Raw genomic sequence first — 22,585 nt, 5'->3', positions numbered from 1 at the left:
GCTTCACAAACCATCCCCCACAACAAGAAAATAGCTTGATCCCACCGAAAAATTTCGCCCTATTTATGATACGGTTCACCGCGCTGTCTGTAACAGCAAGTTTTAAGGCCATCCTTTACGGATGGCCCTTTACTTTGGCAGCATGTTACGTCAGGTGCATAAAAATTGTCTCCACTGCTCCCCAAGGTGCTTCTTTCTCATCTATCTTCACGAAACCATATTTTTCGTACAAATTAACATGGTCGCTGATTCCCAGTCTGAAAAATGGCATTCTTTCATTTGTTTCGCTAAAGTGGCTCCTGCTTTCCATGGACAATTTTGCGCATAGTCAGCAACGACTTGCCACAACTTATCGCTATAACTAAGCGATTCTATTTGCATAGATACTCCCTTTCTTATAGGCAGCCATCCGCTGGATAACCCTTCTCGAGTCGGAGCCCTTAATGATTGGTGTATATAAATTTGCTGCCGGGAGTCGCCGGATGGTTCCACTTCGGGCTTTAGAAGAAAATTAAGAATTTCTTTAGAATAACTTTCCCATCATCTTAAGAATTTTTTTATAGTATAACCTAGACTAAATTGCTACCTACGCCCATATCGGTCCCCAGAGGTGAACAAATGGAAAAACCCGTCCACACTATGGTCGTGGAAGACGATGATGACATCAACCGCTTGTTATGCAGCGTCTTGCGCAAGAGTGGCTATGTCCCTCAGCCCGCTTATTCCGGGCTGACGATGCGGCGGGCGTGCTGATTGCGCTGACGGCCGGATTGAACGAATTTTATTTATTAGGAGAAGGTGGATGCGATGAATTTGATGCCTATTTCAAAAACAGATCGGGTGCAGTTGCTTGATATTTGCCGAGGATTCGCGATTTTGGGTATTTTTCTGGTCAACGTGCCGAGTATGCTCGGCATGCAGCCTGCGAATGTGGTCAGAGGGTATGAAGGATTCGATTCGGTTATGAAGCTGGGTTTCGATTTGTTGGCGACGAACAAGTTTTACCCCATTTTCGCTTTGTTGTTTGGGGCTGGTTTCTGGCTCTTTATCAGCCGTGCGGAGGCGAAAGGGAGCAATGCCCCGCGTGTCTATTTGCGGCGTTCAGCGGTCCTGCTGGGCTTCGGATTGCTGCATGGACTGCTTTTGTGGGAAGGCGATGTCCTGGAATTCTATGCGGTGCATGGACTGGCGATGCTGCTGTTTTACAAAAGAAAACCGAAAACGATTCTGATTTGGGCCATGTCGCTTATGGTTACATTCTGGCTCGTTGTGGGGATCGTCACGTATGTTATCGTACCGTCTGCAACGGCGGCGGTAACTGTTCCGGAGTCTTACAACGCCATTTCGGACTATGCAGCCGAATTTGTGGCGCGCGCCACCATTTATCTTCCTGAGAAGTGGGCGACGACTGTTATTTTTTTGCTGGATACGCTGCCCTTGTTTCTGTTCGGTCTGTTTGTTGCGAAAACAGGCTTGCTGCAGCGTCTGGATGCACAGGCTGGTCGCCTGCTGCCCCGTGTGCAATGGATTTCTTTGGCGGCTTCGGTGCTGCTGAGCATTCCGATCGTGGTCCATTATGCAACCGAACCGGTCTACACAAGTTCTGGCATCATTCTGTTTCTCTTTATCCAAGGCAAGGCGTTGGCGTTGTTCTATGTGGTGTCGCTCATCAGATTGCATGCCAGTGCTCGTGGAAAAAAGCTGCTGTCCCCGCTCAGCTATGCGGGAAGAATGGCGCTGACGAACTATGTGATGCATACGGTTGTGACGATGCTTGGCGTAGCCCTGTTCGTGGAGAACACGGCGGCTCTGCACTTATGGCAAGTCTTGTTCTACTGTCTCGGCGTCTATGCCGTGCAAGTTGTATTAAGTCGTATTTGGCTGGCTCGTTTCTCGCAAGGCCCGCTGGAGTGGCTGTGGCGCATAGGCACGTATGGCTGGAAGACGAAGTTCAAACAGGTACGGTCCGCTGACAGGTCCGAGCCGGGGGCGTTGCCGTGACTATACGATCCAGACCCGAGCCTTGTATTTAATGACGGAAGTTGGAGAGTTGGCAAAATACTGTAAGTTCAGATAAGGGCCGCAAACCGCTCGAATTTCGCATTGCCTCCGCCATTTTGGAGCGCGGCGTAGGAAAAGGCAACGAAATGTAAAAAAGAGGGGTAGCCTGCCCCTCTTTTTCGTTATGCATGTATTGCCTCCGGATTAGGAATACCGTCTACACGGGTTGCAGTTCTCTGCGCAGACCAAGCGTCCGTGCTGTTGAATCTTGAATATAGCGGATGAGCTCCGGGTTTTTCAATAGGGACGCGCCGTAAGACGGAATCTTTTCTTTAATTTTCGGTTCCCACGCTTTGACATGTTGCGGGAAGCACTTGTTGATAACCTCAAGCATGACGGAAACGGCAGTAGAAGCACCCGGAGAAGCTCCGAGCAATGCGGCTATCGATCCATCGGCGGCACTAATCACTTCCGTACCGAATTGAAGATCATAATAAGCAACATACTTACTTATCCTATCAACATCTCAGGTCTCTTAAATTTCACACACCCCGCAGCATTCTCCGCGCTGTCTGTAACGGCAAGTTTTAAGGCCTTCCTTTACGGCTGGCCTTCTCTATGTAGAGCATATGTTGACTTTAAATAACGTTGCAATAAAGTTGCTGTGCGGACAGAATTCTAACTAACTCACAGACCCGTATAAGTTTCTGCCAGCTTGACTAATTCTTCCTTCGTATCCGTTCCTACAATTTCCAGGTCGATAACCTGAGACTGCTTGGTCTTATATTTAATTAAGAGTGTGTTTTCCTTCTTCGACTCCGTGTACATTACCATCATAAGATCATTAATTTGAACATTTTCCCACTTGCCGATGTAGGTTGATGAACTGCTATCCACTCTACCTTCGATACGGCCAGTTGTCGCTTGGTCTAAACTTTGGGTCACGATAACCCATCGTTTATTATCCAGCTCATAAATATCATGGAAAACTGGGCGATAGCCGATGATACGAACGTCCTTACCATTCTCCTGCAACATCTCATTCATAAGAACTCCGTTTGAGCGAATCGGCTGCGTTTTGGAAGGGTCCGGTCTTAATATTGTAAATGGAAACTGCTAGCGTGTATCCTTCAAGTGCATGCAAAATGATGATTTGTCTTTCCTCAGCGGTTAACCCTTTCAATAGGTCTGCTAAATCGTCTTCCACTCGCTTCGTTACTTTTTCCTCTGCACTTGGTTCGTGATATTGGTTCCAGAATTTCGGAAGCAGCGTGAGGCACTGATTTCCCGAAATCTTGTAGAGCCAAGCGGGGAAGGATTGGTCGAATTGATACAAATGCAAGTTTTGATAGGCTTTAATGAAGACCTCCTGCACAGTATCCTCCGCTTCCTGTCGATTCCCCCAACATATAGAAGCAATAGGCGAACAGTCTCTGCTGATAAGCGTGAATAATTGGCTCGAAAGCATTTGAATCTCCTTTCCTGACCCGTCGAATTACTTCCTCTATATTCATACCGCTTTTCCTCCTCCCTGAGATCGATGTTAAATACGCCTATATAACTAACGAACTTGAAGTAATGTGACATTAATTTCAAAGAAAAAAAGCAACCAACCCTACTACATTTTCCTGTTCATGACGGCACTCCAAGTACGTCGAACTGCTCGACATAGATAACTCCATACATACAAAGTCGCGGCGCAAAGCCGAAACAGAAGGACAGTTGGCGGACAGCACATCCGACCCCATCCCGCTCCAGCAAGTCCGGCAGGCACTCACGCAGTTTCAAAAACTGCTACCGGATAGCCTCCCGAAACGCAAAAAACACTCCTCCAAACCGTGGTCATGCCGATCCACATCAAAGGCGGGTGCAAGGTCGGAAGAGCATCGAACTGGAACTTGACTCGACCGTCCAAAAGCATTTTTTTGAGTTGGCCCTTTTCGCCAAAACGACGGAGGGGGCTTTTTGCTTTTCGTAAGCAAAAGCCCCCTCCGAGTTTTCCCAAAAACTTGCCGTTACTTATGATACGGTTCACCGTAACATCTATAGAGTGAAATGAAGGACACCCGTCGGGGTGTCCTTCATAGTTAATGTAACAGTAATTCGAAATGGAACTCTCACTACAATTGCTCGACTAAGCGGGCAGTTTTGGGATCATATACCACGTTGACAATCGAACCATCCTGAATACAACTCACTGCTTCGTCGATCACATTTAGAGGCACGAGGAACCATTCTTTCGGACGCACAGGGTGTCCAAAGCGGTCGTTGATAGTAATGTTAAGCTGAGCTGGAGCGAAAATACGGTGGAATATGCCCTCTAACTTCGTGCGATTGACACTAGCTAGTTTATAGCTTGATACAACTTCCACATCTGCCAACAGGTAAGTAGCGTCATGTGCTGCACTTGCGATGCGAGTTTCGACTTTACCGCCAGTCACTCCAATCTTGTGAATTAGCTCACGGTGTTCCACAACAAAAGGATGATCTGATAAGCTTCGCAGCACGTAAATGGTTCCACTCTGGATGTCGTCGTCTTCCCAGTCTGCGCTAAACAACCCTCCACTAATTGGGTCAGTCAAGCGGCGTCCAGCTTCGTCTTTGTATAATGCACGCTGTAAAGATCTGAGCAGAAGATTGCTCTCGGTACCATTAGAATAGATGACTCTAAGTCGTGCATCAGGATGACCATTAGGAGCCTTAAATTCCTCACCCTTCTCAACCACGTAGACAAGTTGCCCCCCCAAGATAAAGAAGTTCCCTGTATTAATGCTCGCATCCTTACCGAATGGACGCGTCTGTCGATCTCCGGATTTAAGTTCCCTTTCAACCTGCTCAAACAGCGGTTGGAATCGAGCAAAATCTTCACATTTCTCACGATTCGCAATTTCCTCGGCGGCTCGTATTTCGACTTGAGAGCGAACATGGCGTAACTCTGTAATGTCTGAAGTAGCGAGCATTCCTTCAAGTTCGGCAAGGAGCTCATCATCTTCCAATGTGGTTACTGGATTGACCTGTCTAGTCTCTTGCTCACTTAGCAATTCTTGGCTATCTAGCGAAGCAAGAAGAGCTCGACAATCCTCCTGTGCACGCAGTCGATCAAGCCGCACTGCATATAGTCTCTCGAAAATGTCATTCTCTTCACCATGTTGCGGGATGCGACCATGCTTTTTGACAAATTGCTGGATTTCTTCAAAGCCTGCAATGATGCGCTCTTCACGCGGTGTGTAAGTGCGCACCTTTGCTACTTCATACTCCACACCAAGTTCCCGGAGAAGATCGTCATCAGAAAGGTTAGACATTTTATATTCCCCCTCCGCTACCTTGAGCGGCCTTCTGCTGCGCGGAATAACGCTGTAAGGCTGCAACTCCTTCAGCCATGCGCTTTTCCCACGGATCTTGCGAGTTTATATCCGGCAGTCGTCCTCGCTCTTTTTTAAATTGAACAGCCCGTTCAGTCAGTGCTCTGGCTTCTTCATAAGGTATACTTACACGCTTCGCCGCAATGACAGCCGCAACTTGTTTTAGACTATCCTCACTCAAAGCCTTGGATAGAATTGCGTACGCTTCACTGAATGGATTAATACGGTCGATGAGGTCAATGTCCAGTTCACGGACGTCCATCACGAACTTACGAACTCCGTCGATAAGAGCAGTGTTGGCTACCGGCTCATTGCTACCCTCTGTACCCTTCGTCGCAGTCTGCTTTGCCTGTTGTGTTAAGTTAAGGGCGGCGATGGCGTGCTGACGAATCGCTTCCTGATCCTCCGTGTCAAGCTCAGGATACTTTTCCTTGATAATTTTGCCCATACGAACCTGCGTCAGCTCTTCTGGTACCATTTCTTCGTCAAACAAGCCTCGTTCAATAGTGTTTTTGTCCTGGACGAATGTCGCAATGACTTCATTTAGGTCTTCTCGGCATATACGGGCAGCTTCCTCGCTCTTCGGCTCGAAGAGACCTTTGATTTCAATCTGCACTTGCCCTGTTTCATGGTTAAAGCCTACATTACACTTTTCCGGATCGTAACCCTCATCTCCATAGTCGAACCCTTCTACCGGACCACTTGCTGAATGCTTCGATTTAAACTCAAATCGAGGCGAAAGGACCTGCTCCATGAGCAAGCTGGCAGCGATGGCTTTAAGGGTATCGTTCACTGCCTCGGTTACCGCCTCTTCAGAAGCATCTGGCTCGGCAATCAGATTGGTGAATCGAGCACGGGTCTTACCCGGCGCATCACGGGTAGCACGGCCGATGATCTGTACAATCTCGGTAAGACTCGCTCGATAACCAACTGTAAGTGCATGTTCACACCATATCCAGTCAAAGCCTTCTTTCGCCATGCTAAGAGCGATGATGATGTCCACATGATCGTGATTATTCTTATGAGCAGGATCTTTCAATGCGGTAGATACCCGGTCACGTTTAGTCGGATCGTCATCTACCAGGTCGGCAATTTTAAGAATTCTACCTTCTGACGTCTTAACTAACTGGAAGCCAGTTACAGGGTCCGTACCTTGCCATTCCCCCAGCTCTTCAATGATGTGCTCCACTTCTCTGATTTTGTCCTTTGTACTCTCGCGAGAGTTGACATTCGGGATGTGAATGATTGTTTTCTCAGACGATTCTAGCACTTTAAGAATGTCATCTGTGTATGAACCAGAGTAAAAGTAATAACCGATATCGAGTTGTTTCAAATATTCATAACCATTAAGTTGTTCGTAATACGTGTAAGTGACTGTGTCAAACTTTGACTCGTCTTGCGGAGCTAGCACCGCCTCAGCATCGCCACGGAAATAGGAACCCGTCATCGCAACAATATGCACACGATCGCGAGCGATAAACTGACCAAGATGCAAACCTAGCTTGTTGTCTGGGTTCGCAGAAACGTGATGGAATTCGTCCACGGCAATCAACCTGTTATCGAAAGCCGCCAATCCGTACTCATCGACAGCGAAACGGAAGGTAGCATGTGTACAAACTAAGACTTTATCGTTGCTTTCAAGGAACGCACCAACTGATTTAACCTTACCTCCGTTGTCCGAGCCAGGGGCATTACATAGGTTCCATCTCGGCTCCACGACCCAGTCGGACCAAAAACCATACTGGCTCAGCGGCTCGTTGTTAAAGCTGGAGCCGATTGATTTCTCTGGCACAACAATGATTGCCTGCTTGAGTCCTTGATTTTGGAGCTTATCAAGGGCAATGAACATCAATGCTCGGCTCTTGCCAGATGCCGGAGGTGACTTAATAAGAAGATACTGCTCGCCACGCCGCTCAAAAACACGTTCTTGCATTACCCGCATTCCCAACTCATTGGCCTTGATCGACCCCCCTTTACGAGCGTAGGATACAGAAATTGAAGGGATAGTTCTTTTTTCCTTAGTCATGCGTTTGCCCCCTCTTATTTTTCTTATTGGGTTTCGTTGAAGTCGTCATTTTGGTGTAAAGATCAAACAACTTCTCTAGCCGTTCGGTATCGTTACGAAAACGACGGCCAATGTAGATACGCTCAAGCACTTCGTCGTTACGCTCATGTGCTTGACGTAGATTTGTAGGCATATTCTCGGAGCCATAAAGATCGGCGATCGTCGCCGGGAAATGCGCCTCGCGAGCCAGCAGGATGTCCTCAGCGCAACGGGTCAAGTCGGCCTTGTTTTTCTCTGTAAGCTTTGGTACAGGGAAGGTATTCCATCCAAGGGTATTTGTGTAAGAGTAGTCAGTCCGCATCCGAGCACATACGGTCCCTATCCAAATCACATGAAGTTTAGAAGCTATAAGTGAGAAAGCCCACAAGGGGCTATCTACAACCCCAAATAGCGTGTTTGCTATAACTGCACCTGCCTCCAGAAAGGTCACAGGAAGATATGTCCGATTTCCTGAGCTTCTTATAGGGACTACCATAATACTGGATTTTGGTAGTGGTTTTCGTTCATCAAATCTATGAGGCCAATTTGCAGCTTTCCGAGTTGCCGCCTTTGTGCTTTTCAGCCTGAATTCTCGTACACCATCTACTCTCTTGCGAATATTTCCTGCATCAAGTGCCGAAGTTACCTTATCGTCATCGATCCAGATACAGTATCTACTCGTCCCAGAAATAGCCTCAACAGCCCCATAAAACGGACGGATAAGTTCTCTACGCTGTGTGTCACTTATTTCAAGCGACTGTATCTCTGATGATTCCAGAATCAAATGCCCACCATCGGTGGGGGAATTTCCACGAGACATTTCTGGGATGTCTGAAATTGGTTCACTTCGCGCTTCAACCAAAATATTAGGACCCGAGACCAGGTAAGGGTTGATGTTTTCAACATCATTGATAACAGACGATTCGCCTTCCGAAAGTGAATAAATACGTCGTCGGGACTTTCCTGAACCTTTTCCAATTGCAACAATGACGACTGTTACACCTGCGTTATGACTGGCAAGATTGGACCAATTGAAGCTTGTGTGAGCAAAAAGAATCTCACTACCGGTTTCGAAGACTAAAGGCCAGAGGATTGCAACCTGCTGTCCCTGACATATTGAATTAGTTGATACGAATGCTGAACTCGCTTGTGTGTGAACAGCATAATCTGCTGCCTTCATAAACCATCCTGCTACATAATCTAAGGATTTCCAATTCTTAGTCCTATGACCAAACACAAACTCAAGGTCATGTTTATGTTCATTTGTTTGATTCTTTGTGCCGAGATAAGGGGGATTTCCACAGATGTATGTCTCGCCCCCTTCATTTTTGAAGTCGATCTCCGCTTGATTTGATGGTGCACTAAAGAAATTATCGCCATCGAACTTTACACCTTTTCCTGTTGGTGGACAGATACTAAGCCAATCCAATCGCAATGCATTTCCACAGGTTATCCAATTTTCTGATGATAGCGGCAAAAACTCAGCAAGAGCAAGTGTTGGCCCGCGATAAAGTACATTGCACTGATACTCAGCAATTATAAGGGCAAGACGTGCAATCTCAGCGGAAAAGTCACGAAGTTCGATACCACGAAAATTTGTCAAAGGTATATCACTTTCACGCCCTTTTTCACCACGCCGTTCGTTAAGAATATTTTCAATTTCGCGCATCTGCTTATAGGCGATAACAAGGAAGTTACCTGATCCACAAGCTGGATCAAAAATCCTAATTTGGGATAGACGCTTTCGTAGATTGAGCAACATCCGAGAATTATCCCCCGCCGCTGCAAGCTGTGCTCGCAAATCATCTAAAAAGAGCGGATTAAGCACCTTAAGAATATTAGGTACACTTGTGTAATGCATACCGAGTGCACCGCGTTCCTCGTCGTCCGCCACTGCCTGAATCATCGATCCGAAGATATCGGGATTTATCTTAGTCCAGTCCAAATTTCCGATATGCAAAAGGTAAGATCGCGCAATTTTGCTAAACCACGGCATATCTACACTACCCGAAAAGAGTCCACCGTTCACGTAAGGGAACGCATCAGCCCAGCGTGGTAATTTTGCTTCTATACGATCAAAATCTTTCGTATTCATCGCCCGAAAGATTTCGCTAATTACTTCATGTGTATTCGAGGCATCATGCACGCTCATCTGCTCGATGGTATCAGTGAAAAGGCGTACCCTGCTAAAAATACCAGTATCCTCGGCAAAGAAGCAGAAGATGAGCCGGGCCATGAAGTGGTTCATCTCGTGGCGTCGCTCGATCGTGCCCCACTCTGGGTTTTCTTTTAACAGCTCTACATAAAGACGATTTAATCGGCTCGTTGCCCGGATATCAAAAGAGCTGTCGCGTACCTGCTTGATGGTTGTGATTCCAGCAAGTGTCAGAAAAAAGCCAAAGTGATTCGGAAAGTCCTGATAGTTGCAAGCAACTACCTCGCCAGACTCCAGATCCTCCGCCTCAAAGGCCAACCCATCCGTGGCAAGAATGTAGCGAGCTTTTGCTCTAGCCGTTGATCGGCTTTCTTTAAGTGCAACAAGAGTCTTGGTCACTTCGCCAGGCTGAGCTGTCGCAATATGAATATTATTTGTTTGAAGGACACCGCCTATGTCCGACTTGTTTGATTCACCTGAACGCAGACGCCTGATCGTCGTCTCCTTGTTTCCAAACGCCCTAAGGAATGCGAACGGAAACTCCTCTTTATCAAAAGGCTGAGTCGCTAACTCTGATACAGCTACTTCGATTTCAACTGGATTCATGATCCTTCTCCTTCTGATTCCACTCTGTTTCTAATGTGCAGCTTATTATTTCTTGGTTTCCAAAGTAAAAACCTTTAATAACGATCATCGTCAAAAAAGAACAGCTTTCATATTAAACGATCTTAATATGAATAGATGCTGTTGCATCCTCCACACTAAAACGATTCTCCTAAGATTATATCATATGGTTCAAAAGGAGCATTTTTTTAGAATACTGAATGTGAGTCGGTTCTTCTTTATCGAATACAACAGCCTGCCATCGAAACAACCAGAAATTCAAGCCAATATTATACCTTTAGAGCTGCTTATATGAAGCAGCTTATTTTATTTTCTAGGAGGATTCAAACATGAAAATCATTCAAACCCAGCGAGACATTGACATTCTGCACTCCGCCAATCTCTTCCCCGCTCTGCTCCCTCACATCCAACAGCAGTTCAATCATCTTTACATGACTTTCAATGGAGAGAACGACACACTCTTCTCTCTTGAACAACACGGACCGATCATCGTGATATGTATCGAAGCGCACCACACGGGAACCAGGTAGCAAAGATTCACTTGTTCGGAGTTGAGTACGCTAATATTATTCTCAAAACGATTTTAGCGTGAAAGAAATTGTAGCTACATCTGGAATCAACCAGTCATATGCTACTGAGGTTAGTAAAGGCATTAATCTCTCAGAATATGTGATCCCGAGGGAATAATTATTATTTTCAGAAGACGAATATCTCGTCCGGGTCAAAAGGTATAAACTCAAATGTTTAGGAGAATCAATTAACGTGATACCTGATTATAAACGTCCTTTGAACAAAAGGACTATCGAGGGCATTTTCAGTGGGATGAGAGCTTTTGTGAGAAACTCAACCTTTCTTCATTTTACCATGCGTGTCACCAAGATGAGTTAAATAAAATATTAGACCAAGGCGAATTATATTTAAGGAGTAAATGGAAAATTGAGCTATCTATTGGGAGCTGGGAGTCTGTGGGGGTCTGGACTGGTCTTAATAGATACTCAAACAACCATTATGGACCCTTTGTTTTACATTTCCCAATTGAAGATTTAATCGGTAAACATTTCATCGCATTTCGAAGGACGGCAGACAAAAGAAGGTACTTTTTCTTACAATATGAAGCCCAGATCCCCATATTTACTCGTGGAAAAGCTGGGTTACTTAACAAAATACGCCCCTCTAGCTACTTCAATGTAGATGAAAGCCATGGTGGTTTGAATCTCAAAGATGATGCTGTGTATGATATCATTTTAACCTCACCAATTTCAATACGAAACGCTATCTTTCATCCTGTAGAGCACGGTAGATGTATCCCCCAGAAGTATTCCGGGATCTCAAAAGTTGAAGCAAGAAAACAACTCCGGGAAATCGGAACTAATGAAATTGAAGAACGTCTTCAAGAGAATCGTGTCATCCGCCGTTTTTTGAGGCAATTTCCTGAAATGGAAGGTAGAAGAATTGAGATAGAACTACCCGATTTAGAATAAAATGTTAGACTTCCTTTCGTTTTCCCAAGGAAGCCTAACAATACCTTTCTGCAAGAGACCTCTTTCATTCTTCTGCTAGCTTTTATAAGCAAAATTTCGCCCTACTTATGATACGGTTCACCGTAATTAATCTTCAACTAAACTGCCCGTTAGCTTAATGCTCTGGTCTTTAATTAATTTACGAAAATAGAATAACCAGCCATCTAAGATGACTGGTTACGTTTTTATCCCTATATCGTACACACGAAAGTAGATTTACAAAACTCTGTAATATCAAGGTCTCTAGGATAAATTGTCGTTCATTTTGCCGTCATATTCCCAAGATTTTTGAAGAGACCGCCTGTCATCCCCATATTCATGACGTTTTACGCTTCCGATTTCCGCTTATTTAACCGGCTGAACGTCATAACCTTTCGCTTTCAACTGGTCGATGACCATATCTTTCACCACATAATGCGCAGAGCCGACGACCACAAAAGTAGTTCTTTCGCCGTCCTGCTCCAGAAGATCCGCAATTTTCTTGGCCATGTTTTTGTCGCGTTCGCCGATCAGTTTCTTGTTCAGCTCGCCTTCCATCAAGCCGGCCCGGACAAGTCCGTCCGCAACGCCTTTCGCGTCGCCCTTGCTCCAATCCAGCTGAAGCTGTTTGAAGGAGTCGGCCCCTTCCTTGCCTCCGTCCGCAAGCAGAGTATCCAGCAGGCTGTTCAGATCCTTCTCCTGGGCTTCGGGAGTCAGAGAGTTGAACACGTCCGCTTGAAATTTAATTCCTTCCAGTTCATGGACCGGTTTGCCCGTCAGCAGCGCTTTAGTGAGAAAATAGTGATCAATTCCGGACGCCGATGCCGCTGTAATTTGTTCGGGCCGGTCGAACAGGGAAAGCATGGATAAGTTGCTGGAGACGGCAAAGGGCTTATACTCGTCGAACGCCTGCTCCGGAATCTCCATTTTTTCAAGTACTTTTTGCAGCTTCTCGTACGTTTCTTTCGACACATGATCCTGGATCTTCGTGCCGTCGTCATACACCATCAGATTGGCGAAATAGCTCATATCCCCGGATAAAGTATCGGCTTCCACCCACAGATCATCCGAAGCTTCGAAGGCTTCCCTTATGTTTTTCTGGAGCGGATACATCTCGGGGATTCCCAGGTGGACCGACCCAAGCAGGTACAGGGTGTTATTGTTATGCTTCACCTTCCAGAATACACCTTTCGCTCCTTGCCCTGCCGTATCGTAACTGAATTCCACCAATCTCGAGGCGAGTACGGCGGCCTGTTCGGCCGTACAAGGCTGATCGAGCTCCAGTCCTTCGCTTGATCCCTGTACGATGCCTTTCTGCTGAAGGTATTCGATCGGTGAAGAAGATCCGATCCCGAAAGCGGCCGGCAGCTCGTAGCGGGCCAGTAACCCGTGCATGGCACGCATAACCGTGTCTCTGGTGATCACTTTATTTTCCGATACCGGCAGAGGGAGATCTTTTTTACTGAAACCGAGCTGATCGAGCTTGGCCGCCGTGCTTTCGATTAACGATTTAAACTTTACAGCGTCAATCGCTTGTTGAAACTTGCCGTCATAGTACCAGCCCTTCGGGTAGATGCCGTATTTTTCTCCCTCGTTAAGAGTAGAGACGGACCACGTGCTGATGGATGGGGTCGGGACGGGAGGTTGTTCTGCCCTTACGGTTAAATTTGTTCCCCCTAGCAGAATCGTAACCCCTAATAAACCGGCTGCCGTCTTGCGGCTCCACTTGCTCCAAAGATGACCTTTCATGTTCAAACATGCCTCCTAAACTTAGATGAGAAGAAAATAGCTTTAAATCGGGTGTTAACCCGTTACTACTACCTACGGAAACGGATGTGCGGATGCGCCTTACGCCTGAAAAGCCTTCATCGCTTTCCGCAGTTCCTTCCACGACGGGCGTTTGCCGTACATCAGCACGCCGGTGCGGTAAATTTTTGCCGACAGCCAGCCCAGCACGAAGATCGAACCGAGCATGATCGCGATTGAGATCGTGATTTCCCACCAAGCCGGGCTTCCGAGACCGATACGCAGGAACATAATGAGCGGCGAGAAGAACGGCACATACGACATCGCGATGACGAACGGAGCCTCGGGATTCTGCAGCCCGAACATAGCCGTCATAAAGGCGATGATGATAAGCAGCGTGACCGGCATAACGGCCTGCTGCACTTCCTCGCTGCGGCTGACAAGCGAACCGATCGCCGCGAAAATAGTCGCGTAAATAAAGAACCCGCCCAGGTAAAACAGAAGGAAGTAGCCGAGCAAACCATAAGGAATGAGGGACAGATCCAGATCCATCGACTGCAGCGCCGCCCCGTTCCAAGGAAGAGTCAGGTTCACGGCTACCACTATGCCGAACACCACGTTTTGCAGCAGTCCCATCAGGCAGATGCCGATGATTTTGCCGAACATCTGCTTAAGCGGCGAACCGCTGGAGATCAGAATCTCCATCACGCGCGAGCTTTTTTCCGCGGTGATTTCGGTGGAAACCATGCTTCCGTAGCCGATTACGCTCATGTAAAGCAGGAACAGCAAGGCATAGACCAGGATAAAAGCAATTCCCAGCTCTTCCTTGGATTTAGCCGGTGTTTCCGCTTCCTTCAAGGCTACTGTTTCCGTCGTCAGCTTGACGGGCTCCTGGATCTTCGCCAGCACGGCAGGCTCTATGCCTGCTTGAGCAATCGCGCTGTTCGTCTTGATCGTCTGGAGAGCCGTTTTCAGAAGGCCGGCCGTCTCATCGGTGCCCGGATTCATCGAGAATCCGCTTGCTCCCGTTTGATAGAGAAGCTGCGGGAATTCCCCGGCGCCTGCCGGTTTAGCGGTCAGTACACCTTTGACATCCTTGTTTTTCAGTTTTTCACGGATCAGTGCGGCATCCGCCTCCGCACCGCCCTTGCTTTCCAACGGTACAATTTCAATGGTACCCGTGCCTGTCTTGGCAGCGGCAAAATAATCCGTCAGCTTCTGCTGAATATCGGTGCCGTTAGCCATCACCCCTATTTTGACGGCTTCCTTGCCGTCTTCTTTGGAAAATTGCTGGATGATAGCCGGGAGATTCACGACGGCCGAGATCAGCAGCACAAAAATAAGCGTCGTGATTTTGAACGACTTCGTTTTTAAGCGGTTCAAGAGGGTAAACCGGATCACGGTCAGCATGCTATTCATGAGACGATCCCACCTTTGCGATAAAGATTTCGTTCAGCGCAGGCTCCATAAGCTGATAGCGGTAAATATCCGTCGCTGCGGCCGCGTGAGCCAAAATACGCTGTGCGGCGCCGGCTTCCCGGATACGGATCTCGTAGCCGTTCAGATGCTTTTCCACGGAAGTGACTCCTTCGATCGTCTCCAATCCGGGGACCGCCTCCTTCGTTTCCAGAAGAACGCGCTCTTTCGGGAACGACTGCTTGATCTCGCGCAGGTTGCCCTGCAGCACCGTGTTGGATTTATGCAGGATGCAAATATTTTCGCAAAGCTCTTCGACATGATCCATCCGGTGGCTGGAGAACAGAATCGCTTTTCCGTTGTCCCGAAGCTCCTTGACCGTTCCTTTCAGAAGCTCGACGTTAACCGGGTCCAGACCGCTGAACGTTTCGTCCATGATAATGATCGACGGGTCGTGCAGAACGGACGCGATAAACTGGATTTTCTGCTGATTTCCTTTGGAAAGCTCCTCTACCCGCTTATCGTAGTATTCGGGCACTTCGAACTTGGCCAGCCACTCCTTCAGCGTCCGGTCCGCCTGCTTCCGCTTAATGCCCCGGAGTTCCGCCAGGTAAATGAGCTGCTCCGATACTTTGTATTTCGGGTACAATCCCCGTTCCTCGGGAAGATACCCCATCAATTTGCGCAGCTCGTCGCCGTACCCCTTGCCGTTCCAGCGAATGGTTCCTCCGTCGGGATAAATAAGTCCGAGCGACATGCGCATCGTCGTCGTTTTTCCCGCGCCGTTTCCTCCGAGCAAGCCGTAAATCTCACCCGGCTTCACTTGCAGGGAAATTCCGTTGACGGCCGTTTTCTCTCCATATTGTTTCATAACGTGTTCCAGTTCCAGCGGCAACATAGTGATTGCTCCCTTCTCGATTGAATGATTGATTGTTCTCTATCTCTCTTTGTTTTCTGCCTTTTTCGTTATCTGCTCCTGAGTCAAAAGTTCCAAAATATCTTCAAGTTCCATAGCGGTCGTCCGCACCGGCAAGTTACCCTGCGAAGCGAGCGCCGCTTCCGTTTCACTGGAGGACCGGGATATAATCGGGATCAGCCCTCCGTGCTCTCCTGTACCCATGGACACTACACCGGGCAGAGGACCTGAAGCCGGCTGCGGCGTTTCGCGGACCCATATGCGCTTCCAGTCATCCAGCAGTTGATCCTTCTCATAGACACCGATGAGGCGGCCCCGGTTGATATACACGATGTAGTCCGCAAGCCGCCGGACTTCCTCCATCACATGGGTAGAGAAGAAAATACTCCGGCCTTCCCGTTCCATAAACTTCACTAGATGTTCTATCATCCGCTTGGTGGCAAAAGGGTCCAGACCGGACGTCGCTTCGTCCAGCAGCAGCAGTTCAGGCTCGTGAGCGGCTGCCAGAATGTAGCTCAGTTTGCGCTTCATTCCCTTGGACAGCGTCTTCAGCTTCAACTTGCCGCTAAGCTCAAACTCTTCCATCATGCCGCGGTAGAGCGTTTCGTTCCACGTCGGATACCAGCGGCATACGAAATCGTGGAGCTCTCCGATCGTCGTGCAGCCGAGCTCTTCCCAGTTCGACTCCTCGGGCACATAGCCGATACGTCTCTTGATGTCGGTTTCGGTATCGTCCTCTCCGTACAGCCTGCCGAGCAGCTCCACCTTACCGCTGTCCGCTTTGGTCAAATTCATGAGCATGCGGAAAATCGTACTTTTACCGGAGCCGTTTTGTCCGACCAGAGCCACCACTGTTCCGGTTTCCATCTCCAGTTCGAGCGGCCCGAGGCGCATATCGCCCAGCATCTTGTCCACCCCGGACAGCCGGATGGCACAATCTCCGTAACGCCCAGCCTCCCTATTCATTCCCGCTTCCCCCTTCTTCCGGTTCGACGGCAGCTTTGGCCAAACCAGGGACTTCCGTATGCGTCGACCCTTTATTTTGCGGATTGTCCGTGCCCGGCTGATTATTCGCCGGTGTTCCCTGTCCCTCGTTCGTAATTTCCAACAAAGCCTCTTCAAACAACTGCTTGAGTTCCTCAATGGTACAGCCGACACGCAGTCCGCTGCGCAGAGCATCTTTCATCGCTTCCACCACCGCTTCCTTCCGGTATTGCTCTCGGGTCACTGTGCCCACCTTGGCGACAAAAGTGCCGGTTCCCTGACGGGTCCTCAAAATACCTTCGTTCTCCAGATCCTGATACACACGCCGGATCGTGATGACGCTGCATGACAAATCTTTCGCAAACTCGCGGATGGACGGCAGCAGCGTACCTTCGGGCAAATGCCCGCTGAGGATTAGCTCTTTGAGCTGAACTTGAATCTGATGATATAACGGCTCCGGATTATCCGGCGAAATTTGGATCGGAATATGCAACTGCATCACCTGCTTTCAAGCTTTCGTCATTTTCGGCAAAAGGTACGTCACTCATGATGCAAACAAATCGCGCTGTCCGAACTTTCTATCAAGGATCTTCCAGGAGCCCCCTAATGCAGCTGCACCGATTAGGACCGATCCTGCTGGCACAATCGCCCCATATTGTTCAACGAGGCGGATCACAAGCGGCCACACCATGTAATTCCCGGCCCACCAGAACAGAATGGAAAGAATCAGAGCGGCCAAGAGCATCAGCAGACTGAAACGGAAGAAGGCTTTTCCCTTCATCGACATTTCTCCGTACAGGTAGACCGAGCCAACCGCCAGCACCGTTCCCCACCAGAAGAAGATCATGCCCAGCCAGATGCCCCATCCTACGGGTTCGACCCATTGCAGGGACATCATCACACGGATGCCCACATGCAGAAGAAGAATAAAAAAGCTTGAGTACAGAATATAAACCAGAAAACGGCTCGTCACGATTTCTTTGTTTCTGACCGGCAAAAGCTTTAATTGGAGGATTCGCTTCGTATACGTATCGTTTTTCCAATAATTCATATTTCGTGAATCGATCGGGTAACCGGCCACTTGAATGATCGATAGGACAAACAGGTTAAACACCACCGTCAAAAACCCGTTTACCCCGCCCTCCATCGAAAATTCGGGCTTCATGAAAACAAAGAGCACAAACATTGCGTTCAAATAATAAAGCAGACTCCAAATATATCCACTATAGCGGACCGTTTTAAGATCTTGTTTGGTCAGCCACCATACATTTTTCCACACACTCATGCGAACACCTCACTGTGTTTACTGTACTCACTGTGCTTGCTGTGATTACTGTGTATATTTATATTAACAGTAAGCACACAACTCCGCAACCCCTTTTTCCACTTTTTTCTGCCCCTATTCTCCACCCCATACACACTTGCTCCTGCTCACTTTTCTTGCTCACTACCTTACCTTATAAGTTCCGCCATATCCCCCTGCCACCTACTCACTCCCTCATATTCACTCCCTCCATATCACTCCGTTTGTCACAAAACAAAAAAACAGCCCCCTGTTTTCGTTAGAAAACAAAAGGCTGTTTAATCTCGCCTACGCGGCTATGTGTAAAGCTCCTGCACTTTTACAAACCAAAAATCGCATCGATAAGAGGTTTCGTCTCCCCGCCAGGAAACAGAATATAGAGCAGAATGTAAACCACTACGCCCGTAGGTGCCACGAACATCCAAATGGTTGCCGTAATAGGGCCTACTTTCCGGTGGCGTATCCAGTTCTTTTTGAAAGCCAGAATCAGGGTGACGATACCGAACACGGCTCCCACCGTAGCGAGCGTAATATGGAAAAATAAAAAGATATGGTACGCAAGCTTAAGGCTTTCCGGTCCGTCAAATGAAGTATTGCCTTGAAAGATGGTACGCGACATATAAATGGTGAAAAAGATCAGCGCAGAGATTGCCCCCGCAATCATCAATTTCGTATGAGTCTCCCGGTTGCCCTTACGAATCTGATACCAACCGAAAGCGACGAAGATGGCGCTGATCACGATGAACATCGTGCTGATCGTCGGCAGTACATGCATGATTTAAATCCCATCCATTCCCTATATTAAGACACAGAGTCAGTGGCAAAAAACTCAAGCCGTCGTCAGACCGTTGTTTCCCTGCGGGTCGTCCGACAATTCGTCCTCTTGTGCCCTCTCCGTACGATACCACTTGAAGAAAATCATAGCAAGGGCAGAACCGTAAACAATTTCTTGAATAACTTTCATCAGGACTCCGCCAAGCTGTTGGTCGTCAAGCAAAGGCAGCGCATTGAACGGGATTACCACATTTGCATACATCGCATAGATCGGTTCGCTCGCGAAAATAATGAGCGCACAGGCCGGAGTGAGCAAAATTCCGTTCACCGCGATATAAGCCAATTTCGTCAGGCTGGACAGCTTTTCGTGCTCCGGCAGCGGCGTGAAGACCGGGAACCACATGGCGAAAGCCGTAAACAGCAGAATCCCGTGATAACCGAGCAGCATCCACTCGTTTTCCATCAGGGTATCCATGACAAGCGGCAAATGGTAAATCGAGAAAAGCAGGTTAAACGCCAGAACCGAAATCAGCGGATGGGTGAAGAATCGCAGCAGACGGTTCATAACAGTTCCTTTGAAAAGAGGACGGATCAACCAGGCCGGCAGCCCGTTCAAGATAAAGATCGGCATGATCAGATACAAGAGAGACTGCTGCAGCATATGAACACTGAACAGATAGTGATGACCCAGATAGTTGATCGGGCTTCCCTGCCCGATGTAGAACAAGGCAATTCCGGTGTAGAACGAGAGCTTGACCTTGGAACTTACAGGTTCTTCTCCCGCGGCCGCCGCCTTGGAAGGAGAGGTCAAACTGCGATAGACGAGACCGACAACGACAACGAACAGCAGAATTACAGGGTTCCATAACTCAAAAAAACCCATCGCTGTGTCAGCTCCTTTACCTTATATTTTCTTGCCCGGATGAAAAAAAGGAGCGGCCTGTTGCAACAATAGCCAACGAAGCCGCTCTCTTCTTTTTATCTTACCACCAGGTCCAGTAAACCCCCGCGGCTACGGCCGTTAAGGCGACTATGCCTCCAAAGATAATTCCCACGATCGGGAACAAGTGGCCTTTTTCCTTCATGTGCATCCAATAAGCAAGTTGAAGGGTTATTTGGATCAACGCCATGAAAATAAGGAATGCGTACAGGAAAGACTTATCCAATCCGCCGTACATGACAAGCGCGAAAGCAATCATGGTCAGGAGAATGGAAGCAATATACGAAAAGTAATGGTTAGCTGGGCTTTCCTTCTTGTAACGTTTACTTGGTGAAGTTGTTTCGTTTGTGCTCATCTTAAGGACCTACCTTCCCCATCAGATAAACGACCGTAAAGATAAATACCCATACTACGTCGATAAAGTGCCAGTACAAGCTGGCAACATAGAACTTCGGTGCGGTAACGACGGTAAGACCTTTGCGCGTTCCCTGGATGATCAGTAGAGTGATCCACAGAACCCCGAAAGCAACGTGGCCGCCGTGGAAGCCTACGAGCGTATAGAAGGAGGTTGAGAACGCACTGGTCGTAAACCCGTGTCCCTCATGGACATATTCGTAGAACTCATACACTTCAAGCCCAAGGAAGCCGAGACCGAGCAATACCGTAATGGCTAACCAAAACAGCAAGCCTTTTACGTTGTTTTTGTGCATCGCCATGATGGCGAATACACTGGTCAAACTGGACGTCAACAGGATGAACGTTGCCCAGGCGACCGTGGAAAGCTTAAACAGTTCCATCGGAGTCGGCCCCTCCGGAATCTGGTTCCGGAGAGCGATATAGGTGGCAAACAGCGTACCGAACAAAACCATCTCGCCGCCGAGGAAGAGCCAGAAGCCAAGAACCTTATTCTTGCCTTCCAGCGTCGCCTTCTCGGGCTCCAGCGGCAACGTACCCGCGTCGTGCGTATGCGTGCTCATCGTTTAACCCCCTTGTCGTTAAGCTCCTCCGGTTCGATATGCCAACCGTGGTCGTCAAAGACGGAACGAAGCAGCATGCAAAGGAGTGTAATGCCGATGCCCACGATACAGATCACATAGATGTGGTACATGAAGCCGAATGCGGAGATAAACAGCCCGAGAGCCATGAACAGCGGCAGGATCGATGGAGACGGCATATGAATCGAACCAACCGGTTCAGCCGGAGTCATCTCTTTGTTGCCAGCCATTTTTTCTTTCCACAAAGCGTCAAGACCGCGAACAAGCGGAGTTTGTTTAAAGTTGTATTCCGGTGCCGGAGAAGGAATCGTCCACTCCAGCGTACGACCATCCCACGGATCGTTCGGTGCATCTTGAGGTTTTCTGTTCGTCGCGATCATGTTGATGATGAACACGATAGTACCGATACCCATCAGGAATGCGCCTACCGTACTGACAAGGTTACCTGCAGTAAGGCCCGGATCGTAAGTGAATACGCGGCGAGGCATACCCATCAGACCGAGGAAATGCTGCGGGAAGAAGGTCAGGTGGAACCCGATAAAGAAGGTCCAGAAATGTATTTTACCCAGAGTTTCGTTCAGCACACGGCCGAACATTTTTGGCCACCAGTAGTAAGAACCGGCGAACAAGCCAAGAATCAAACCACCGACGATAACGTAGTGGAAGTGAGCGACAACGAAATAAGTATCATGATACTGGAAGTCGGCAGCCGGTACGGAAAGCATAACCCCGGTTACCCCGCCCATTACGAACGTCGGAATGAAAGCCGTCGCGAAAAGGCTGGACGTCGTAAAGCGGATTTGTCCGCCCCAAAGGGTGAACAGCCAGTTGAAGATTTTGATCCCTGTCGGAACCGCGATCGCCATCGTTGCGATGGAGAAAATCGAGTTGGCAACAGGACCGAGGCCCACGGTAAACATATGGTGAACCCAAACCATGAAGCCCAGGAAACCGATCAGAGCGGTCGCGAATACCATCGAGCTGTAACCGAAAAGGCGCTTGCTGGAGAAGGTACTTACGATCTCGGAAATGATACCGAACGCAGGAAGAATCAGAATGTAAACTTCGGGGTGCCCGAAGATCCAGAAGAGATGTTCCCAAAGGACGGTGCTGCCGCCGCGGGCCGGATCAAAGAAGGCTCCGTCGAAGATACGGTCAAACATCAGTTCAACTAAACCTACGGTAATCGCAGGGAAAGCGAACAAGATCAGTGCGGACGTGATAAAGGACGCCCAGGTAAACATCGGCATACGCATGTAGGTCATGCCGGGTGCACGCATGTTAATGATCGTTACGAGGAAGTTAATCCCCCCGAGGAGGGTTCCAAGGCCGGCAATCTGCAGACCGAGAACATAGAAATCGACCCCGGTAATATTGCCACCAACCGTAATGGCTTTCGTACTATCTACTATAGATGAAAGTGGAGCGTATGCCGTCCAACCGGCATTGGCTCCGCCCCCCATGAACCAGGACAGGTTCAGAAGGATACCCCCGAATAAGAAAAGCCAGAATCCAAGGGAGTTCAGAAACGGAAACGCAACGTCTCGGGCCCCTATCTGCAAGGGGATTATCGCGTTCATAAATCCGAAAATCATAGGCATGGCCGCGAAGAAGATCATCGTCGTACCGTGCATGGTTGTCAGCTGGTTGAACGTATCACCGATAAAAATTTTCAAATCTGGATTCATGAGCTGAATCCGGATGAGAATGGCTTCCAGTCCACCGATCAGGAAGAACAGTCCGCCGGCCATAAAGTACAAAATACCGATCTTCTTATGATCCACGGTGGTCAGCCAATCCATCAAACCGGTGTACCGCTTCACTTG

At 48.3% G+C, this 22,585-nt stretch carries 21 protein-coding genes and 1 pseudogene; 5 read left to right on the top strand and 17 right to left on the bottom strand.

Annotated elements, in window-relative coordinates; genetic code table 11:
* The first annotated feature begins 807 nt into the window (after nucleotides 1–807).
* On the top strand, nucleotides 808–2,001 hold the full coding sequence (locus AC2TF6_RS03630) for a DUF418 domain-containing protein (protein WP_491309941.1): 1,194 nt from the start codon (nucleotides 808–810) through the stop codon (nucleotides 1,999–2,001).
* A 217-nt stretch (nucleotides 2,002–2,218) separates the two neighbouring features.
* Here AC2TF6_RS03630 and AC2TF6_RS03625 read toward each other — a convergent pair.
* The 6 genes and pseudogenes from AC2TF6_RS03625 to AC2TF6_RS03600 all read right to left on the bottom strand — a co-directional run.
* Nucleotides 2,219–2,488: pseudogene (locus AC2TF6_RS03625) on the bottom strand (malate:quinone oxidoreductase); the annotation flags it as partial.
* A 200-nt stretch (nucleotides 2,489–2,688) separates the two neighbouring features.
* The gene (locus AC2TF6_RS03620; RefSeq protein WP_491309940.1) at nucleotides 2,689–3,048 is read right to left on the bottom strand and encodes a hypothetical protein; all 360 of its coding nucleotides are present in this window, start codon (nucleotides 3,046–3,048) and stop codon (nucleotides 2,689–2,691) included.
* The gene (locus tag AC2TF6_RS03615) at nucleotides 3,041–3,469 is read right to left on the bottom strand and encodes an RNA polymerase sigma factor (protein ID WP_491309939.1); all 429 of its coding nucleotides are present in this window, start codon (nucleotides 3,467–3,469) and stop codon (nucleotides 3,041–3,043) included. The genes AC2TF6_RS03620 and AC2TF6_RS03615 overlap by 8 nt, the downstream gene beginning before the upstream one ends.
* Nucleotides 3,470–4,121: 652 nt before the next feature.
* On the bottom strand, nucleotides 4,122–5,303 hold the full coding sequence (locus AC2TF6_RS03610; RefSeq protein ID WP_491309938.1) for a GIY-YIG nuclease family protein: 1,182 nt from the start codon (nucleotides 5,301–5,303) through the stop codon (nucleotides 4,122–4,124).
* Between the two features lies 1 nt (nucleotide 5,304).
* Nucleotides 5,305–7,389 (bottom strand): DEAD/DEAH box helicase, encoded by a 2,085-nt coding sequence (locus AC2TF6_RS03605; protein ID WP_491309937.1) that lies wholly within the window; start codon nucleotides 7,387–7,389, stop codon nucleotides 5,305–5,307.
* Nucleotides 7,382–10,168 carry a class I SAM-dependent DNA methyltransferase gene (locus tag AC2TF6_RS03600; protein WP_491309936.1) on the bottom strand — a complete coding sequence of 929 codons (2,787 nt, stop codon included), beginning with the start codon at nucleotides 10,166–10,168 and terminating at the stop codon, nucleotides 7,382–7,384. The genes AC2TF6_RS03605 and AC2TF6_RS03600 overlap by 8 nt, the downstream gene beginning before the upstream one ends.
* Nucleotides 10,169–10,515: 347 nt before the next feature.
* On the opposite strand from AC2TF6_RS03600, the gene AC2TF6_RS03595 reads away from it, so the two are divergent.
* The 4 genes from AC2TF6_RS03595 (at nucleotide 10,516) to AC2TF6_RS03580 (ending at nucleotide 11,667) form a co-directional block, all read left to right on the top strand.
* Nucleotides 10,516–10,716, top strand: coding sequence for a hypothetical protein (locus AC2TF6_RS03595; RefSeq protein ID WP_491311741.1), 201 nt, complete (start codon nucleotides 10,516–10,518; stop codon nucleotides 10,714–10,716).
* On the top strand, nucleotides 10,683–10,778 hold the full coding sequence (locus AC2TF6_RS03590; RefSeq protein ID WP_491309935.1) for an HTH-like domain-containing protein: 96 nt from the start codon (nucleotides 10,683–10,685) through the stop codon (nucleotides 10,776–10,778). The genes AC2TF6_RS03595 and AC2TF6_RS03590 overlap by 34 nt, the downstream gene beginning before the upstream one ends.
* Nucleotides 10,775–10,873 (top strand): HTH-like domain-containing protein, encoded by a 99-nt coding sequence (locus tag AC2TF6_RS03585; RefSeq protein WP_491309934.1) that lies wholly within the window; start codon nucleotides 10,775–10,777, stop codon nucleotides 10,871–10,873. The genes AC2TF6_RS03590 and AC2TF6_RS03585 overlap by 4 nt, the downstream gene beginning before the upstream one ends.
* 278 nt (nucleotides 10,874–11,151) lie before the next feature.
* On the top strand, nucleotides 11,152–11,667 hold the full coding sequence (locus AC2TF6_RS03580; protein ID WP_491309933.1) for a hypothetical protein: 516 nt from the start codon (nucleotides 11,152–11,154) through the stop codon (nucleotides 11,665–11,667).
* 384 nt (nucleotides 11,668–12,051) lie between these two features.
* Here the strand turns inward: AC2TF6_RS03580 and AC2TF6_RS03575 are convergent, their stop codons facing one another.
* The 11 genes from AC2TF6_RS03575 to ctaD all read right to left on the bottom strand — a co-directional run bounded on the left by AC2TF6_RS03575 (nucleotide 12,052) and on the right by ctaD (nucleotide 22,561).
* Nucleotides 12,052–13,434: a TraB/GumN family protein gene (locus tag AC2TF6_RS03575; RefSeq protein ID WP_491309932.1), complete on the bottom strand. Its 1,383-nt coding sequence runs from the start codon at nucleotides 13,432–13,434 to the stop codon at nucleotides 12,052–12,054.
* Between the two features lie 99 nt (nucleotides 13,435–13,533).
* Nucleotides 13,534–14,850: an ABC transporter permease gene (locus AC2TF6_RS03570; RefSeq protein ID WP_370000693.1), complete on the bottom strand. Its 1,317-nt coding sequence runs from the start codon at nucleotides 14,848–14,850 to the stop codon at nucleotides 13,534–13,536.
* A complete protein-coding gene (locus AC2TF6_RS03565) occupies nucleotides 14,843–15,745 on the bottom strand; it encodes an ABC transporter ATP-binding protein (RefSeq protein ID WP_491309931.1) in 903 nt (300 codons plus the stop codon). Before AC2TF6_RS03565 ends, AC2TF6_RS03570 begins: the two co-directional genes overlap by 8 nt.
* Before the next feature lie 39 nt (nucleotides 15,746–15,784).
* Nucleotides 15,785–16,729: an ABC transporter ATP-binding protein gene (locus AC2TF6_RS03560; RefSeq protein ID WP_491309930.1), complete on the bottom strand. Its 945-nt coding sequence runs from the start codon at nucleotides 16,727–16,729 to the stop codon at nucleotides 15,785–15,787.
* On the bottom strand, nucleotides 16,722–17,246 hold the full coding sequence (locus AC2TF6_RS03555) for a GntR family transcriptional regulator (RefSeq protein WP_491309929.1): 525 nt from the start codon (nucleotides 17,244–17,246) through the stop codon (nucleotides 16,722–16,724). Before AC2TF6_RS03555 ends, AC2TF6_RS03560 begins: the two co-directional genes overlap by 8 nt.
* Nucleotides 17,247–17,291: 45 nt before the next feature.
* On the bottom strand, nucleotides 17,292–18,032 hold the full coding sequence (locus AC2TF6_RS03550) for an ABC-2 transporter permease (protein WP_491309928.1): 741 nt from the start codon (nucleotides 18,030–18,032) through the stop codon (nucleotides 17,292–17,294).
* A gap of 337 nt (nucleotides 18,033–18,369) precedes the next feature.
* On the bottom strand, nucleotides 18,370–18,825 hold the full coding sequence (locus AC2TF6_RS03545; RefSeq protein ID WP_009671726.1) for a DUF420 domain-containing protein: 456 nt from the start codon (nucleotides 18,823–18,825) through the stop codon (nucleotides 18,370–18,372).
* Between the two features lie 54 nt (nucleotides 18,826–18,879).
* Complete coding sequence (locus tag AC2TF6_RS03540; protein ID WP_491309927.1) at nucleotides 18,880–19,707, bottom strand: cytochrome c oxidase assembly protein; 828 nt, start codon at nucleotides 19,705–19,707, stop codon at nucleotides 18,880–18,882.
* Nucleotides 19,708–19,807: 100 nt separating this feature from the next.
* A complete protein-coding gene (locus AC2TF6_RS03535) occupies nucleotides 19,808–20,119 on the bottom strand; it encodes a cytochrome C oxidase subunit IV family protein (RefSeq protein ID WP_042235106.1) in 312 nt (103 codons plus the stop codon).
* A 1-nt stretch (nucleotide 20,120) separates the two neighbouring features.
* Complete coding sequence (locus tag AC2TF6_RS03530; protein WP_326053174.1) at nucleotides 20,121–20,741, bottom strand: cytochrome (ubi)quinol oxidase subunit III; 621 nt, start codon at nucleotides 20,739–20,741, stop codon at nucleotides 20,121–20,123.
* On the bottom strand, nucleotides 20,738–22,561 hold the full coding sequence (gene ctaD / locus AC2TF6_RS03525) for a cytochrome c oxidase subunit I (protein ID WP_491311585.1): 1,824 nt from the start codon (nucleotides 22,559–22,561) through the stop codon (nucleotides 20,738–20,740). The genes AC2TF6_RS03530 and ctaD overlap by 4 nt, the downstream gene beginning before the upstream one ends.
* Between the last annotated feature and the right edge of the window lie 24 nt (nucleotides 22,562–22,585).

It is taken from the genome of Paenibacillus sp. JNUCC 35, assembly GCF_058269095.1.
Note: the sequence above shows the minus strand (reverse complement) of the source record. Positions and strands in the feature narration are given on the sequence as shown.

Bases quoted from the DNA above. Each gene is read 5' to 3' on its own strand.
- ctaD (WP_491311585.1), bottom strand. From the start codon at position 22,561: ATGGATTGGCTGACCACCGTGGATCATAAGAAGATCGGTATTTTGTAC.
- AC2TF6_RS03550 (WP_491309928.1), bottom strand. From the start codon at position 18,032: ATGAGTGTGTGGAAAAATGTATGGTGGCTGACCAAACAAGATCTTAAA.
- AC2TF6_RS03595 (WP_491311741.1), top strand. From the start codon at position 10,516: ATGAAAATCATTCAAACCCAGCGAGACATTGACATTCTGCACTCCGCC.
- AC2TF6_RS03565 (WP_491309931.1), bottom strand. From the start codon at position 15,745: ATGTTGCCGCTGGAACTGGAACACGTTATGAAACAATATGGAGAGAAA.
- AC2TF6_RS03535 (WP_042235106.1), bottom strand. From the start codon at position 20,119: ATGAGCACAAACGAAACAACTTCACCAAGTAAACGTTACAAGAAGGAA.
- AC2TF6_RS03570 (WP_370000693.1), bottom strand. From the start codon at position 14,850: ATGAATAGCATGCTGACCGTGATCCGGTTTACCCTCTTGAACCGCTTA.
- AC2TF6_RS03630 (WP_491309941.1), top strand. From the start codon at position 808: ATGAATTTGATGCCTATTTCAAAAACAGATCGGGTGCAGTTGCTTGAT.
- AC2TF6_RS03615 (WP_491309939.1), bottom strand. From the start codon at position 3,469: ATGCTTTCGAGCCAATTATTCACGCTTATCAGCAGAGACTGTTCGCCT.
- AC2TF6_RS03540 (WP_491309927.1), bottom strand. From the start codon at position 19,707: ATGGGTTTTTTTGAGTTATGGAACCCTGTAATTCTGCTGTTCGTTGTC.
- AC2TF6_RS03590 (WP_491309935.1), top strand. From the start codon at position 10,683: ATGTATCGAAGCGCACCACACGGGAACCAGGTAGCAAAGATTCACTTG.
- AC2TF6_RS03575 (WP_491309932.1), bottom strand. From the start codon at position 13,434: ATGAAAGGTCATCTTTGGAGCAAGTGGAGCCGCAAGACGGCAGCCGGT.
- AC2TF6_RS03620 (WP_491309940.1), bottom strand. From the start codon at position 3,048: ATGAATGAGATGTTGCAGGAGAATGGTAAGGACGTTCGTATCATCGGC.
- AC2TF6_RS03600 (WP_491309936.1), bottom strand. From the start codon at position 10,168: ATGAATCCAGTTGAAATCGAAGTAGCTGTATCAGAGTTAGCGACTCAG.
- AC2TF6_RS03560 (WP_491309930.1), bottom strand. From the start codon at position 16,729: ATGAATAGGGAGGCTGGGCGTTACGGAGATTGTGCCATCCGGCTGTCC.
- AC2TF6_RS03605 (WP_491309937.1), bottom strand. From the start codon at position 7,389: ATGACTAAGGAAAAAAGAACTATCCCTTCAATTTCTGTATCCTACGCT.
- AC2TF6_RS03610 (WP_491309938.1), bottom strand. From the start codon at position 5,303: ATGTCTAACCTTTCTGATGACGATCTTCTCCGGGAACTTGGTGTGGAG.
- AC2TF6_RS03530 (WP_326053174.1), bottom strand. From the start codon at position 20,741: ATGAGCACGCATACGCACGACGCGGGTACGTTGCCGCTGGAGCCCGAG.
- AC2TF6_RS03545 (WP_009671726.1), bottom strand. From the start codon at position 18,825: ATGCATGTACTGCCGACGATCAGCACGATGTTCATCGTGATCAGCGCC.
- AC2TF6_RS03555 (WP_491309929.1), bottom strand. From the start codon at position 17,246: ATGCAGTTGCATATTCCGATCCAAATTTCGCCGGATAATCCGGAGCCG.